Source organism: Pseudomonas sp. GW821-FHT02H06 (genome assembly GCF_059421525.1).
Map to the genome: position 1 here is coordinate 17,016 of NZ_JBWKVD010000003.1, position 15,352 is coordinate 32,367.

At 60.2% G+C, this 15,352-nt stretch carries 12 protein-coding genes; 2 read left to right on the forward strand and 10 right to left on the reverse strand.

Translation table 11 applies throughout. From position 1 onward, the window contains the following. Positions 1-97: 97 nt before the first annotated feature. The gene (locus tag AC07VF_RS06020; protein ID WP_495008442.1) at positions 98-535 is read right to left on the reverse strand and encodes a DUF4399 domain-containing protein; all 438 of its coding nucleotides are present in this window, start codon (positions 533-535) and stop codon (positions 98-100) included. A gap of 647 nt (positions 536-1,182) precedes the next feature. Further along, positions 1,183-1,821, reverse strand: coding sequence for a 2OG-Fe(II) oxygenase (locus tag AC07VF_RS06025; RefSeq protein ID WP_065987352.1), 639 nt, complete (start codon positions 1,819-1,821; stop codon positions 1,183-1,185). Between the two features lie 195 nt (positions 1,822-2,016). Here AC07VF_RS06025 and AC07VF_RS06030 point away from each other — a divergent pair, with 195 nt between their 5' ends. Next, a complete protein-coding gene (locus AC07VF_RS06030; RefSeq protein WP_282369833.1) occupies positions 2,017-2,757 on the forward strand; it encodes a DUF2059 domain-containing protein in 741 nt (246 codons plus the stop codon). Between the two features lie 44 nt (positions 2,758-2,801). Here AC07VF_RS06030 and bipL read toward each other — a convergent pair whose 3' ends face one another. Then, complete coding sequence (gene bipL, locus AC07VF_RS06035; protein WP_495008441.1) at positions 2,802-3,743, reverse strand: phospholipase BipL; 942 nt, start codon at positions 3,741-3,743, stop codon at positions 2,802-2,804. Positions 3,744-3,910: 167 nt separating this feature from the next. Between bipL and AC07VF_RS06040 the strand changes: the two genes are divergently transcribed. Continuing rightward, the gene (locus AC07VF_RS06040) at positions 3,911-6,310 is read left to right on the forward strand and encodes a penicillin acylase family protein (protein ID WP_495008440.1); all 2,400 of its coding nucleotides are present in this window, start codon (positions 3,911-3,913) and stop codon (positions 6,308-6,310) included. 181 nt (positions 6,311-6,491) lie between these two features. Here the strand turns inward: AC07VF_RS06040 and AC07VF_RS06045 are convergent, their stop codons facing one another. The 7 genes from AC07VF_RS06045 to AC07VF_RS06075 all read right to left on the reverse strand — a co-directional run bounded on the left by AC07VF_RS06045 (position 6,492) and on the right by AC07VF_RS06075 (position 14,830). After that, positions 6,492-7,382: an ABC transporter permease subunit gene (locus AC07VF_RS06045; protein ID WP_122622881.1), complete on the reverse strand. Its 891-nt coding sequence runs from the start codon at positions 7,380-7,382 to the stop codon at positions 6,492-6,494. Then, positions 7,379-8,299 (reverse strand): ABC transporter permease subunit, encoded by a 921-nt coding sequence (locus tag AC07VF_RS06050; RefSeq protein ID WP_037016213.1) that lies wholly within the window; start codon positions 8,297-8,299, stop codon positions 7,379-7,381. Before AC07VF_RS06050 ends, AC07VF_RS06045 begins: the two co-directional genes overlap by 4 nt. Then, positions 8,296-9,438 carry a polyamine ABC transporter ATP-binding protein gene (gene potA / locus AC07VF_RS06055; RefSeq protein ID WP_282369842.1) on the reverse strand — a complete coding sequence of 381 codons (1,143 nt, stop codon included), beginning with the start codon at positions 9,436-9,438 and terminating at the stop codon, positions 8,296-8,298. The genes AC07VF_RS06050 and potA overlap by 4 nt, the downstream gene beginning before the upstream one ends. A gap of 56 nt (positions 9,439-9,494) precedes the next feature. Next, complete coding sequence (locus AC07VF_RS06060; protein WP_192171270.1) at positions 9,495-10,589, reverse strand: polyamine ABC transporter substrate-binding protein; 1,095 nt, start codon at positions 10,587-10,589, stop codon at positions 9,495-9,497. A gap of 278 nt (positions 10,590-10,867) precedes the next feature. After that, positions 10,868-11,965 (reverse strand): polyamine ABC transporter substrate-binding protein, encoded by a 1,098-nt coding sequence (locus AC07VF_RS06065; protein ID WP_282365509.1) that lies wholly within the window; start codon positions 11,963-11,965, stop codon positions 10,868-10,870. Positions 11,966-12,037: 72 nt separating this feature from the next. Continuing rightward, positions 12,038-13,402 (reverse strand): aspartate aminotransferase family protein, encoded by a 1,365-nt coding sequence (locus AC07VF_RS06070; RefSeq protein ID WP_495008439.1) that lies wholly within the window; start codon positions 13,400-13,402, stop codon positions 12,038-12,040. A gap of 69 nt (positions 13,403-13,471) precedes the next feature. Continuing rightward, positions 13,472-14,830 carry a glutamine synthetase family protein gene (locus AC07VF_RS06075; protein ID WP_037016227.1) on the reverse strand — a complete coding sequence of 453 codons (1,359 nt, stop codon included), beginning with the start codon at positions 14,828-14,830 and terminating at the stop codon, positions 13,472-13,474. Positions 14,831-15,352: the final 522 nt, after the last annotated feature.

Sequence of the window (15,352 nt, forward strand, 5' to 3'; positions counted from 1 at the left end):
GTTTCGAGATGATAAAAAAGGAGACCTTAGGGTCTCCTTTTTTTGCGCAAATCACGCAACACGCGGGCTGTACGTGAGACGACCCATCTGCGGTGAGTCATTTCACCGTAATGGTGATCTTCTGCGACTCGACCGGCGGGTTCAGCGGGACGTGGTTCTTGTCGCCGACCAGCAGTTGCAGGGTGTGCTGACCCGGCGCCAGGTTCAGCTCGGTTTCGGTCTGGCCCTTGCCGAAGTGGCGGATGTTGTCGGTGGTCGGCAGCGGCGCGGTCATGTCGGGCTGATCCTTGACGTCGATCAGCAGGTGATGATGGCCGGTGTCCGGGACGTCAACGCCGGCCGGGGCGACGCCCATGCCCTTAAGGCCGAACTGCACCTTGAAGGCGCCATTGACCGTCGCGCCGTCCTTCGGCGAGATAATGTAAACCTCGGCGCCTGCAGGCGATGCCGTGCGAGGGATGTCGGCGGCCTGGGCCAGGACACTAGCCCCCAGCAGCAGTCCGGCAAGGGCAGTTCTAGCGAATAACGTCTTCATGATCTCTCCGTTTTTATCGATGTGCGGCTGGCGGGTTCGGGAGTCAAAGTCTCTTCACCCCGACAGACAACCGCTCAGGAACGACCTTTACCTTAGCTGCGGTTGGCCGCGAAGTATTTCGCCGAGTGGCTGGATGTAGAAGATTTCATGTTGGACCGAGCGGTGTCGGGCAGAAACCACAAATCCTGTAGGAGCCGTCATGCCGCTGTTGCGCAGCAAACACCGTCCATGTGGGAGTGAGCTTGCTCACGAAGGCGGCATTTCAGGCGCTCAATATGTAGCGGATGTCTGGGCCTCTTCGCGAGCAAGCTCGCTCCCACGGGATCGGGGGTCGGCTTGTAATCTCCGGCTGCCGCAGGACTTGTATGAGTGAGCTTGCTCACGAAGAGGCCAGCTCATTCAGCCGCTTTCTCTGGGGAATGAACCTATGCCTTCGCGAGCAAGCTCGCTCCCACGGGATCGCGGGTCGGCTTGCAATCTCCGGCTACCGCAGGACTTGTGGGAGTGAGCTTGCTCACGAATAGGCCAGCACATTCAGCTACTTTCTCTGTAGACGGAAAGTAAGCCTTCGCGAGCAAGCTTGCTCCCACGGGCTCGGGGTCGGCTTGTAATCTCCGGCTGCTGCAGGACTTGTGGGGGTGTGCCTGCTACAGCTCAAACGGCTCGTTCCCGCGCCGCCTGAACCAGCCGGTCAGTGACAGTCGCTCGCGGGTCGAGGGCATGACTTCGTGGGGCATGTCGCCCGAAAGGAACACCACCAGGCAGCCGCCGGTGGGTTGCACGTCATACTCGACACCGTCTTTGAGGTACATCCGCAGCTGGCCGCCGTGTTCTGGCAACCAGCCGTCATTGAGGTAGACGACCGCCGAGACCATGCGTTTGTCGTCATCACGAAAACGGTCCACGTGCTTGAGGTAGAAGGCCCCTGGCGGATAGAGCGCGAAGTGGCTTTCGTAGTCCTCAAGGCCCAGAAACAGGCCTCGGTTCAGCGCCTGACGCAGGCTCTCCATCAGATCCAGATAGCGATCGCACGGTTCGGCCTGCCCCGCTTCCAGCCACTGAATGTGATCGCCGCGAATCCCCTCTCGAACCTCCTGCGCCGGCCCGCGCCCCACCGCAGCAGGTGCGAGCTCGCCCTGAACGGCACGCGTGCGGCATTCAAGCGCCAGCTCTCGGGTCAGAGTGTCGGGCAGGAAGATGTTCTGCTGCGACCAGCCACGCTCGGCCAGGTCGTCGACGATTCGCAACAGCAGCGGGTGATCAGGGGATATGCGCATGGCGCGCATAGTATCCATACGCCGATTAATCCGACAGGGCCTGCAGTCCGACGAATGAGGAATATTTTTGCGGGTTTGAATACGCCCGGCGGTTTTGCCCGACCACTGATCGAACCCACGGTTTTTAGCGGGGTCTGGCAAGTGTTAACTCGACAAATCCCCGCTGCCCCACCGAGAATGGCGGCCTGCCGACAGGAGTCTCTAATGCGCCGTCTGTTTTTCCTGCTGTTGATGTTCTGCACTTTGCCCGCCTGGGCAGACGGCCACGATCAGCTGTACAAGCTCGCCGGCTGGCCGGAACAACGCGCTCATTTTGTCGATGCCTTGAAAGCCGCTCAGCAGCGTTACCGCAACAGCCTTCCGCCGGCCGTGTTCGACGCTCTGGTGAGCAACAGCAATCAGCGTTTCGCGCCCCAGGCGATGGACCAGCGCGGGGAGCAAATGCTGCGCCAGACGCTGCAGGACCCGAACCCGGCGCTGCAGTTTTTCCAGTCGCCCCTGGGCCGCAAGATCGTCAACGCAGAACTCACCGCGACGCGTCCGGATCAACTGGCCAAAAACGCTCAAGGTCTGCCGCACATCCAGGCGGACGACAACCGTCTGCTGATTATCGGCCACCTGGCCAACGCGCTCCCCGCCAAGGAAGCCGGCGCCGAGGTCAGCATGGCGATTGCGGGCGTCGCTGCCGACAGCCTGAGTTCGATGATTCCGGGCCTGATGGGCGGCGGCACGACCCAGGCGATGCTCGACAGTCAGCGTCAGCGGCTCATGGGGCAGATCGGCAAGGACGTGAACAACACGCTGCTTTACGTGTACCGCGACCTGTCGGACGGGGAGCTGGACGAGTTCGCGACCTTCGCCGAGTCCAACGAGGGCAAGGCCTATTACAACGCCGCGCTGGCCGCCGTTCGCGCGGGATTGGCGGTGGGGCAGACTGTCAAATAACATCAGTGGGATCGACTCCAGTCGGGAAGCCCGCCCTCCGAGCCCTACCCCATCCGCTGCGTCAGAAACTCAAAAAACCGCGCCCGCAGCTCGGGTGACTCGTTCACCAGGTGATGCCGCGCTTCGTGCAGCATGAAAATCTGCGGCTCGGCGAACTTGTCCTTGAGCACTGGCAGATTATGTCTCCAGTCCACGGTCATGTCCGACTCGCCCTGCACGATGAGCGGGCTGCGGCGGCTGCGGGGCGCGCGTTCGATGCGCTCGATCCATTTGGCCAGCGCGCCCACCCAGACGGTCGGCAGGCGCCGCGGCTGCAACGGATCCGCCAGCAGGAACGGCAGAAAGGTCGGGGCGTTGGAGTTTTCGCTGAAGCGCCGGTCGATGGCTTTGACGAAGCCGCGCAGCAGGTAATAGCTGAGTTTCGACAAGGCCCAGCCACGCGGCCGCACCAGCGGCGCCAGCAAGATGGCCTGACCTTGCACCGGGCTGGCGTCGCCGTGATGCAGCAAGTGGTCGATGACAATCGCGCCGCCGGTGCTTTGCCCACACAGGTGCCACGGCTGCGGCAGGTTGAGGCTTTCGGCTTCGACAAAAAGCCGATCCAGCACCGCCTGATACTCCGCGAAGTCGGTAATGCTTGCCCGCGCCCCACTGGACAATCCATGGCCCGGCAGGTCGCAGGCAATCACCGCCAGCCCAAGCCCCAATGCCCAGTCGATGACGTGACGATACAAGCCGATGTGATCGTAAAACCCATGCATCAGCACCAGCGTGCCGACCGGCTGTTCGGGCATCCACAGCTGCGTGACAATGTCGTAACCGCCCACTTCAAAGCGCCCGATTCGGCTGCTGATCAAACCATTCGGGCCAAGCGCGTTCAGGCCGTAGAAACGCTGATAAGCCTGCGCTTCTTCAGATGGCGCTTGGGACACGCTCAGCGGCAACAGCTCAGCACGCAGGTGATCGGGATCGAACGTGTCAGACATCGGAATTCCAGATGAGGGTGTGTGTGGGAAGCGGCCGCACGGAAGTGTCATCTGTCCGCTGCGGCGTGGCAAGTTACGCGGCCTAAATCCATAGGCGGTCCGTCTACCCAGTCGCGAGACAAATCTGTAGCCTGCAAAACCTTCACGATTCTCATTTGAGCCCCCGGATGAAACGCAGCCTTTATGTCGTCGTCGCAGTGTTGGTGCTCATCGGGGGCGCGGGCGCCTGGTACATCCACGGCAAGCAGCCGGTCCGCGATGGCGAGATCAAACTCGCAGGGCTGCAGGCCCCGGTCACCGTGCGTTACGACGAGCGCGGCGTGCCGCATATTCGTGCCGACAACCAAGATGATTTGTACCGCGCTCTGGGCTATGTCCACGCTCAGGACCGCCTGTTCCAGATGGAAATCCTGCGCAGGCTGGCGCGCGGCGAGCTGGCTGAAGTCCTCGGCCCCAAGCTGGTCAACACCGACAAGCTGTTCCGCAGCCTGCGCATCCGCGAGCACGCCGATGCCTACGTGGCGCGCCAGGACAAGAACACGCCGGCGTGGAAGGCGCTTCAAGCGTATCTGGACGGCATTAATCAATATCAGGCGACGCATCCCAAACCGGTCGAGTTCGACGTGCTGGGCATTCGCGAGCGGCCGTTCACGGCGCAAGACACCCTCAGCGTCGGCGGTTATCTGGCCTACAGCTTTGCGGCGGCGTTTCGCACCGAGCCGTTGATGACCTATGTGCGGGATCAACTGGGCCCAGAGTATCTGAAAGTCTTCGACATGGGCTGGCGGCCGCAAGGGGGCCTTGGCCAGTCCCCTGCATTGACGAGCAACGACTGGAAAGGCCTCAATGACCTGGCGCTGCTCAGCCAGCAGGCGCTTGAGAAAGCCGGCCTGCCGCAGTTCGAGGGCAGCAATGCCTGGGCGGTGTCCGGCAGCCGCACCGAGAGTGGCAAACCGTTGCTGGCGGGTGATCCGCACATTCGTTTCTCGGTGCCGGCGGTCTGGTACGAAGCCCAGCTGACCGCGCCAGGTTTCGAGCTGTACGGGCATTTTCAGGCGCTCAACCCCTTCGCGCTGCTCGGCCATAATCTGGATTTCGGCTGGAGCCTGACCATGTTCCAGAACGATGATCTGGACCTGATCGCCGAGAAGACCAACCCCGACAATCCCAATCAAGTCTGGTACCACGGCGCCTGGGTGGAAATGACGTCTCGTACCGAGCAGATCGAGGTGAAGGGCGAATCTCCCGTGACCCTCACGCTTCGGCAGTCTCCCCATGGCCCGATCGTCAATGACGCGCTGGGCGCCCCTGCTGCGCAACAGCCGAGCGGTACGCCGATTGCGATGTGGTGGTCGTTCCTTGAGTCGGACAACCCGATCCTGCAGGGCTTCTACGAAGCCAACCGCGCCGACACGCTGGAGAAGATGCGCAGCGCCGCCGAGAAGATCCAGTCGCCGGGCCTGAACATCGTCTACGCCAACGCTCGCGGCGATATCGGCTGGTGGGCGGCGGCGCAGTTGCCGAAGCGACCTGCGGGGGTGAATCCGACGTTTATTCTCGATGGCAGCTCGGAGCAGGCCGACAAGAACGGTTTCTACCCCTTCAGCGCCAACCCGCAGGAAGAAAATCCGGCGCGGGGTTATATCGTCTCGGCGAACTTCCAGCCGGTGTCGCCGACGGGGATGGAGATTCCGGGTTACTACAATCTTCCCGAGCGCGGTCGCCAGTTGAATAACCAGTTGAGCGACGACAAGGTGAAATGGAATCTGGAGAACAGCAAGGCGCTGCAGCTCGGCACGCGGACGGATTATGCCGCGCAGATTCTGAGGCCGCTGATTCCGGTGCTGCGCCGCGTGGTCAGCGAGCCAGAGGAGCACGATCTGCTGGAGCGACTGGCGGCGTGGAACGGTGAGTACTCCGTCGATTCGGTGGGGGCGACGCTGTTCAATCAGTTCCTGTTCAATCTGACCGATCAGGTGTTCCATGACGAGCTCAGCGACGGGATGTTCACGACGCTGCTGTCGACACGACTCATTGACCTGGCCCTGCCGCGACTGGCGGCCGACGCCGATTCGCCGTGGTGGAACAATCGCCATTCTCGAGAGCCCGAGAGCCGCGACAACACGGTGAAGGTCGCCTGGCACGCAGCGGTCGCACATTTGAAATCGCTGTACGGGCAGAACCCGGATGAGTGGACATGGGGCAAGGCGCACACGCTGACCCACGAGCATCCGCTGGGCAAACAACCGCCGCTGGACATGCTGTTCAACGTCGGGCCGTTCGCGGCGCCCGGTACCCATGAGGTGCCGAACAACCTGTCAGCGAGCATGGGCCCCGCGCCGTGGCCGGTGACTTACGGACCATCGACGCGCCGCCTCATCGATTTCGCCGACCCGGCCCACGCTCTGGGGATCAACCCGGTGGGCCAGAGCGGCGTGCTGTTCGACAAGCACTACGCCGATCAGGCGCAGCGCTACGTCAACGGCGAGTACGCGCCGGAGCGGTTCAGCGAAGGAGATGTGGCGGGGAACAGCAAAGAGGTGTTGAGGTTGGTGCCGGGGCGATAACCGTATGAACGGTGGGTCTAGCTGGAGCCCCAACTTGTGGGACCGGCTTTAGCCGGGAAGGCGTCGGACGTTACAACGCAAATCTATAGCGTACATACCGGTCTCTTCCCGGCTGAAGCCGGTCCCACTAACAGCATCGCGTGCATCCAGTGGGAACACCTCACTGGAGCAGTGATCGGGATCAAACCGACTCAACCACCTTTGCACGACGCAGGTCCGGCTGTTTCCAACCGTCTGCCGCAGCTTCTTCGATGGCTTGCTGGATGGCGCGTTTGCGGTTGTTTTCCGCGCGGCGGCTGAAGAACCAGACCAGGAAGGTCGCAATCGACACCGCCAGCAGAATCAGGCTGGCAATCGCGTTGATCTCAGGCTTCACGCCCAGGCGCACCGCCGAGAACACTTCCATCGGCAGGGTGGTCGACCCCGGGCCGGAGACGAAGCTCGCCAGCACCAGATCGTCCAGCGACAGCGCGAAGGACATCATCGCCCCCGCCGCCAGCGATGGCGCGATCATCGGGATGGTGATCAGGAAGAACACCTTCCACGGCCGCGCACCCAGGTCCATTGCCGCCTCTTCGATGGACATGTCCAGCTCACGCAGACGCGCCGACACCACCACCGCCACATACGCCGCACAGAACGTCGTGTGAGCGATCCAGATGGTGACGATCCCACGCTCCTCGGGCCAGCCGAGCAACTGCGCCATCGCCACGAACAGCAGCAACAGCGACAGGCCGGTGATCACTTCCGGCATCACCAGAGGCGCGGTGACCAGACCGCCGAAGAAGGTCTTGCCCTTGAAGCGGGTGATGCGGGTCAATACGAACGCCGCCATGGTGCCCAGTGCCACCGCCGCAATCGACGTATACAGCGCGATTTCCAGCGAGCGCATGACCGCGCTCATCAGTTGGGTGTTGTCGAGCAGCCCGACGTACCACTTCACCGACCAGCCGCCCCAGACCGTTACCAGCTTGGAGGCGTTGAACGAGTAGATCACCAGAATGACCATGGGCGCGTAGATGAAGATCAGGCCCAGCACCAACATCAGGTTCGAGAATCGGAAGCCTCTCATGCCTTGCCCTCCAGCTCTTTGGCCTGACTGCGGTTGAACAGAATGATCGGCACGATGAGGATCAACAGCATCACCACTGCCAGCGACGACGCTACCGGCCAGTCACGGTTGTTGAAGAATTCCTGCCACAGCACTTTACCGATCATCAGCGTCTCGGGGCCGCCCAGCAGTTCCGGGATGACGAACTCGCCCACCACCGGAATGAACACCAGCATGCAGCCGGCGATGATGCCGTTCTTGGACAGCGGTACGGTGATTTTCCAGAAGCTGTTGAAAGTGCTCGAACCCAGGTCCGATGCGGCTTCCAGCAGGCTCTGATCGTGCTTCACCAGATTCGCGTACAGCGGCAGAATCATGAACGGCAGATACGAATAGACCACGCCGATGTACACCGCGAGGTTGGTGTTGAGTATCTGCAATGGCTCGCTGATCACGCCCAACCACATCAGAAACGCGTTGAGCAGACCGTTGTTGCTGAGGATGCCCATCCACGCGTACACGCGGATCAGGATCGCAGTCCAGGTCGGCATCATGATCAGCAGCAACAGCACCGTCTGCATTTCTTTGCGGGCGATGGAGATGCCATAGGCCATCGGATAGCCGATCAACAGGCACAGCACGGTGCTGATGAACGCCATCTTCAACGAGCCCAGATACGCCGAGATGTACAGGTCGTCACTGGTCAGCAGGGCGTAGTTGGCGAAGTTGAGCACGATGTCGAGCTTCTGCTCGACGTAGGTGAAGATCTCGGTATACGGCGGAATCGCCACGTCCGCTTCAGCGAAGCTGATCTTGATGACGATCAGAAACGGCAGCGCGAAAAACAGGAACAGCCACAGGAACGGCACGCCAATAACGGCCTGGCGCCCGGTGGGTTTTATTCGATTGAAAGCCCGTTTTATTTTTCGGATTTTCATGAGCGCAATACCACGCCGCTGTCGTCTTCCCACCAGACGAAGACTTCATCGTCCCAGGTCGGTCGTGTGCCCTGACGTTCGGCGTTGGCGACAAACGACTGCACCAGCTTGCCCGACGGCAGTTTCACGTAGAACACCGAGTGACCGCCCAGATAGGCGATGTCGTGAACCTTGCCCCGCGACCAGTTGTGCTCGAACGTCGGCTGTTCGGTGGTCACCAGCAGCTTTTCAGGACGCAGCGCGTAGGTAATCCGCTTGTCTTCCACCGACGTGGTGACGCCGTGGCCGACATAGATTTTGCGTTCCAGCTCAGGGCTGCTGATCAGCGCGTGGCCTTCCATGTCTTCGATGACTTCGCCATCGAACAGATTGACGTTGCCGATGAACTCACAGACCAGGCGGCTGGTCGGCGTCTCGTAGATATCGATCGGGCTGCCGATCTGCGCGATCCAGCCCAGGTGCATGATCGCGATGCGCTCGGCCATGGTCATGGCCTCTTCTTGGTCGTGGGTCACCATCACGCAGGTCACGCCGACGCGCTCGATGATTTCCACCAGCTCCAGTTGCATCTGCGAACGCAGCTTTTTATCCAGTGCGCCCATGGGTTCGTCGAGCAGCAGCAGCTTCGGCTTCTTCGCCAGCGAACGTGCCAGCGCCACACGCTGCCGCTGACCGCCGGACAACTGGTGCGGTTTGCGCTTGGCGTACTGGGTCATCTGCACCAGCTTGAGCATCTCGGCCACGCGGGCCTCGACTTCGGCCTTGGGCAGCTTGTCCTGCTTGAGGCCAAAAGCGATGTTGTCCGCCACGGTCATGTGCGGAAACAGCGCGTAGGACTGGAACATCATGTTGATCGGACGTTCGTACGGCGGCATATCGGTGATGTCGACGCCGTCGAGGTAAATGCGCCCTTCGGTCGGGCGCTCGAAGCCGGCAAGCATGCGCAGCAGGGTGGATTTCCCCGAGCCGGAGCCGCCGAGCAGGGCAAAGATTTCACCCTTGTTGATCTGCAGAGACACGTCGTCCACAGCAATCGTCTCATCGAACTTTTTCGTGACCCGATCGATTTTGACCAGCACCTGTTTCGGTTGCTGACCACCCTCAAGGGATTTCTTGTAGGCGCCGGAGGCAACTGCCATGGGTGAAACTCCCAACTGTTTTTGCGCCCGGCCAATGGGGTCGGGCGCCAAGGTCTTTATTTACCGGTTTTGATCTTCGTCCAGCTGCGCGTCATGACGCGCTGGATCTTCGGCGGCAGCTCGGAGTTGACGTACAGGCGCTCCTGTATCTCCTTCGACGGGTAAACCGCCTCGTCGTTGCGAATTTCCTGATCCATCAGCTCGCCCGAAGCCGGGTTCGGGTTGGCATAACCCACCTGGTCACTGACCTTGGCGATTACGTCAGGCTTGAGGATGTAGTTGATGAACGCGTGCGCGGCCTTCACGTCCGGCGCATCCGACGGGATGGCGAGCATGTCGAACCACAGATTGCCGCCCTCTTTCGGGATCGAGTAAGCGATGTTGACGCCCTTGCCGGCTTCTGCGGCACGGGCCTTGGCCTGGAAGACGTCACCGGAGAAACCGGCTGCGATGCAGATGTCGCCGTTGGCCAGGTCAGTGATGTATTTGGACGAGTTGAAATAGGTCACGTACGGGCGGACTTTGAGCAGCTTGGCTTCAGCGGCTTTGTAGTCTTTCTCGTCGGTGCTATTCGGGTTTTTGCCCATGTAGTTAAGAACTGCGGGCAGCATCTCGTCAGCCGAGTCGAGGAACGCGACGCCGCACTTCTGCAGCTTCTTGATATTCTCGGGCTCGAACAGCGTGGCCCAGGAGTCGATGGTGTCGACACCCAGCACTTCCTTGATCTTGTCGACGTTGTAGCCGATGCCGTTGGTGCCCCACAGATACGGCACGGCGTACTGGTTGCCCGGGTCGTTCTTTTCCAGGCGCTTGAGCAGTTCGGGGTCGAGGTTGGAGTAATTCGGCAGCTGTGATTTGTCGAGCTTCTGAAACGCCCCCGCCTTGATCTGCTTGCCCAGGAAGTGGTTGGACGGGACGACCACGTCATAACCGGTGTGGCCGGCCAGCAGCTTGCCTTCCAGGGTTTCGTTGGAGTCGAAGACGTCGTATTTGGTCTTGATGCCGGTGGTGGACGTGAAGTCCTCCAGCGTTGTGGTGCCGATGTAATCGGACCAGTTATAAATGCGAACGGTGGAATCCGCGTAGGCACCGGCGGCGAGCGTGAGCCCGGCGCCGAGCAGCAAGCCTTTTGAAAATAAAGAAATAGACACGTGTGCAGTCCTTTTTTAGTAGGTGGGCCTGTTGCCCGTACCGATGACAGTAACGACTGCCTGTGACCCATCCGGCGCGCAACTTACCTTCGATAAACCCTTCTCGCAAAAAAACTTTTTGTGACGCGGGTGTCATGACGGGTGACGCAAAACCTGTAGGAGTGAGCTTGCTCGCGATCAGGGGGTGTCAGCAGACATTAACGTCGTATGCACTGCCGTCATCGCGAGCAAGCTCACTCCCACAGTTTGGGTGGGGCACTTGCCCCACCCGGTCAGGCTTATTTACCCGATTTGATGTTGGTCCAGCTGCGGGTCATCAGGCGTTGAGTCGCCGCTGGCAAGTCGGCGATCGCATACAATTTGGCCAGCACGTCTGCCGGCGGATAGACGCCTGGATCAGAGGTGATGTCCTTGTCGACGAACTCGGTTGCTGCCTTGTTGCCGTTCGGGAAGTGAACGGAGTTGGTGATTTCGGCCATCACCTTCGGTTGCAGGATGAAGTTCATGAACTTATAAGCGCCTTCGACGTTTTCGGCATCTTTAGGGATGGCGACCATGTCGTAGAAGCTGCCTGCACCTTCTTTCGGAATGTTGTAGCTGACTTTGACCTTGCCGCCTGCTTCTTCAGCGCGCGCCTTGGCCTGGTAGACGTCACCCGAGTAACCCACGGCTACGCAGATGTTGCCGTTGGCCAGGTCCGAGATGTACTTGGACGAGTGGAAGTAGGTGATCGAAGGACGAATCTTCTTGAACAGATCCTCGGCCTTCTGAATGTCTTCCTTCTTCTGGCTGTCGGTCGGCAGGCCCAGGTAATGCAGCGCCACTGGCAGCATTTCGGTCGGCGAGTCGAGGAAGCTGATCCCGCAGCCTTTCAGCTTGGCAGCGTTTTCCGGCTTGAACAGCAGGTCCCACGAGTTGACCGGTGCGTCAGCGCCCAAAGCGGCTTTGACTTTTTCAGCGTTGTAGCCGATGCCGATCGAGCCCCACATGTACGGGAACGCGTGCTTGTTGTCCGGGTCGCTAATGGACACGGCTTTCAACAAGGCAGGGTCGAGGTTTTTGTAATTTGGCAGCTTGGACTTGTCCAGCTCCTGGTAGACGCCGGCCTTGATCTGCTTGGCCAGGAAGTTGTTCGACGGAACGACGACGTCGTAGCCCGATTTACCGGCCAGCAACTTGGCTTCCAGGGTCTCGTTGCTGTCGAACACGTCGTACACCACTTTGATGCCCGACTCTTTTTCGAAGTCGGCGATGGTGTTCGGTGCGATGTAATCGGACCAGTTATAGACGTGGAGGACTTTGTCATCGGCGTGTGCAGCAGCGGCCACTGCGCCCATGAGGGACAATGCCAGGAGGGTTTTGCCAAATTTCTTCATGCGTACGGCTCCAGTGTTTTTATGTAAGCGGCGTCTAGACGGCGGACAGTCTGGCAATTTCCGGAAAAAAATTCAGCCTTGCAATGACTCAAGCGTCAGGTCCAGGCACTTGCGCGCCTTTTCGATCAACTCGTCGATCTCGGCGAAGGTAATCACCAGCGGCGGCGAGATAATCATGGTGTCGCCCACGGCCCGCATGATCAGGCCGTTATTGAAGCAAAAAGTGCGGCAAATCATGCCTGCGCCTTTGCCGACATAACGCTCGCGAGTGGCCTTGTCCTTCACCAGTTCGATTGCGCCCAGCATGCCGACGCCCCGCACTTCACCCACCAGCGGGTGATCGCTCAGCTCGCGCAGACGCTTTTGCAAATAGGGTGCCGTTTCGGACTTCACCCGTTCGACGATCTTTTCTTCACTCAGAATGCGAATGTTCTCCAGGCCCACTGCCGCCGCCACCGGGTGACCGGAGTAGGTGAAGCCGTGGTTGAAGTCGCCGCCCTCGTTCAGGACCTTGACCACTTCATCGCGCACGATGACGCCACCCATGGGGATGTAGCCCGAGGTCAGGCCCTTGGCGATGGTCATCAAATCCGGCTTGAGGTCGTAGAAATCGCTGCCGAACCATTCCCCGGTGCGGCCAAAGCCACAGATCACTTCGTCGGCCACGAAGAGGATGTCGTATTTGGCGAGGATCTCTTTGATCTTCGGCCAGTAGGTGTCGGGCGGAACGATAACGCCGCCGGCGCCTTGAATCGGCTCGGCAATGAACGCGCCGACGTTGTCTACGCCCAGTTCGAGAATCTTCTTCTCCAGTTGTTCAGCCGCCCAGACGCCGAACTCGTCGGGCGTCATGTCGCCGCCTTCACCGAACCAGTAAGGCTGCGGAATGTGCACGATGCCCGGAATCGGCAAATCGCCCTGTTCGTGCATGTAGGTCATGCCGCCCAGGCTGGCGCCGGCGACGGTCGAACCGTGGTAACCGTTGACGCGGCTGATGATGACTTTCTTGCTCGGCTGGCCTTTGATCGCCCAGTAATGGCGAACCAGGCGCAGCACCGTGTCGTTGCCTTCTGAGCCGGAACCGGTGAAGAACACGTGGTTCATGCCCTCGGGGGCGATGTCGGAAATGGCCTTCGCCAGTTGCAGTGCCGGCGGGTGAGCGGTCTGGAAGAACAGGTTGTAGTAAGGCAGCTCGCGCATCTGCTTGCTGGCCGCGTCCGCCAGTTCTTCTCGACCATAACCAATGGCGACACACCAGAGCCCGGCCATGCCGTCGAGGATCTTGTTGCCTTCGCTGTCCCAGAGGTAAACGCCCTTGGCGTTGGTGATGATGCGCGGGCCTTTCTCTTTCAACTGCTTGAAATCGCTGAACGGCGCCAAGTGATGATCACTGCTGAGGGCTTGCCATTCGCGGGTTTGCGGGTTGTTGGAACTCATGAATCACTCCAGTCAGGTATCGCGTGTGGGGCGCCGTGGATCCACTGGAATCCACGACGCCCCGGAACGTCAGACGGCAAAGAGCAGGAATTCCCGCTCCCACGAACTGATCACACGCTTGAAGTTCTCGTGCTCGGCACGCTTGACCGCGACGTAGCCGGTGATGAATTTCTTGCCGAGGTACTTTTCGACCGTCTTGCTGTTTTCCATGCGCTCCAGCGCGTCTTCGATGGTCAACGGCAGGCGCAGGTTGCGGCGTTCGTAACCACGGCCGACGACGGGGGCGCTGGGGTTGAGGCCCTCGACCATGCCGATGAAACCGCATAACAGGCTGGCGGCGATGGCCAGATACGGGTTGGCATCGGCGCCGGGCAGACGGTTTTCCACGCGACGGTTCTGCGGGCCGGCATCCGGAACGCGCAGGCCAACGGTGCGGTTTTCTTCGCCCCACTCCACGTTCACCGGCGCGGAGGTGTCCGGCAGGAAGCGGCGGAACGAGTTGACGTTGGGCGCAAACAGCGGCAACAGCTCGGGGATCAGCTTCTGCAAGCCACCGATGTGTTGCAGGAACAGCTGACTCATCGTGCCGTCTTCATTGGAGAAGATGTTCTTGCCGGTCTCGATGTCGATGATGCTCTGGTGCAGGTGCATCGCGCTGCCGGGCTCGCCGGTCATGGGCTTGGCCATGAAGGTCGCGGCCACATCGTGCTTGAGCGCGGCTTCGCGCATGGTGCGCTTGAACACCAGGATCTGGTCGGCCAGAGACAGCGCGTCGCCGTGACGGAAGTTGATCTCCATCTGCGCGGTGCCGTCTTCGTGAATCAGCGTGTCCAGGTCGAGGTTTTGCAGTTCGCACCAGTCGTAGACGTCTTCGAATAGCGGGTCGAATTCGTTGGCGGCTTCGATGGAGAACGACTGACGACCGGTTTCCGGACGACCCGAGCGACCCACCGGTGGCTGCAGCGGGTAGTCGGGGTCGTCGCTGCGCTTGGTCAGGTAGAACTCCATCTCCGGCGCCACAATGGGCTGCCAGCCTTGATCGGCATAGAGCTTGAGGACTTTCTTGAGGACGTTGCGCGGGGACAGCTCGATGGGGTTGCCTTGCTTGTCGTAGGTGTCGTGAATCACCTGCGCAGTCGGCTCGATGGCCCAGGGCACCAGAAACACCGCGCTCTGGTCAGGACGGCAGAACATGTCGATGTCTGCGGGGTCCAGCAATTCGTAGTAGATGTCGTCTTCGACGTAATCGCCCGTCACGGTCTGGAGCAGTACGCTTTCCGGCAAGCGCATGCCCTTTTCAGCAATGAACTTGTTGGTCGGTGAAATCTTGCCCCGTGTGATACCGGTGAGGTCGGCGATCATGCATTCGACTTCGGTAATCCTGTGTTCTTTCAACCAATCGGTGAGCTGGTCGAGGTTGGTACTCATAAATACCTCAGGGTTTTAATTCCTGGTCGCCGTCATGGCGGTCAGGCGTTCTTTGAAGCGCTGGCGTTACGGTGCTGCTCGTTTTCCACAGGCATCGCCAATTGCCTGGAAGACTCAAAGATAGTCGTGCTTGTGCAAAAAGCGCGGCGGCGGATGCCGCGGAAAGTCAGGGCCGGATACGTCAGCGGAAGCAAAAGACGCGCCCGCTGGAACCGCTGCGCGGATAAAGAGTAAGGTGTCGAGGTGCCGCACAGAGGCATGCGCAGTGCCCGGCGCGCTGAATGGGCCGCTACACTGAAAGCATGTGATGTGAAAAAGCAGGTGCCCGAATGGCTGAGTGCAGGCGGTGAGGCCGATCAGCGGAAGGCGAAGCATGAGACCCCCGGTATTATTGCTGTTATGGGTTGCAATCGAGCTTAGCGTTGTTCATTTTTTTCCACAACACACCCGTAAAAAATAAAACACGCCCTGCTCAAACCCGCAGTTTGCATGACCTTTGGCGCACAACATTTGCCCTAAAGT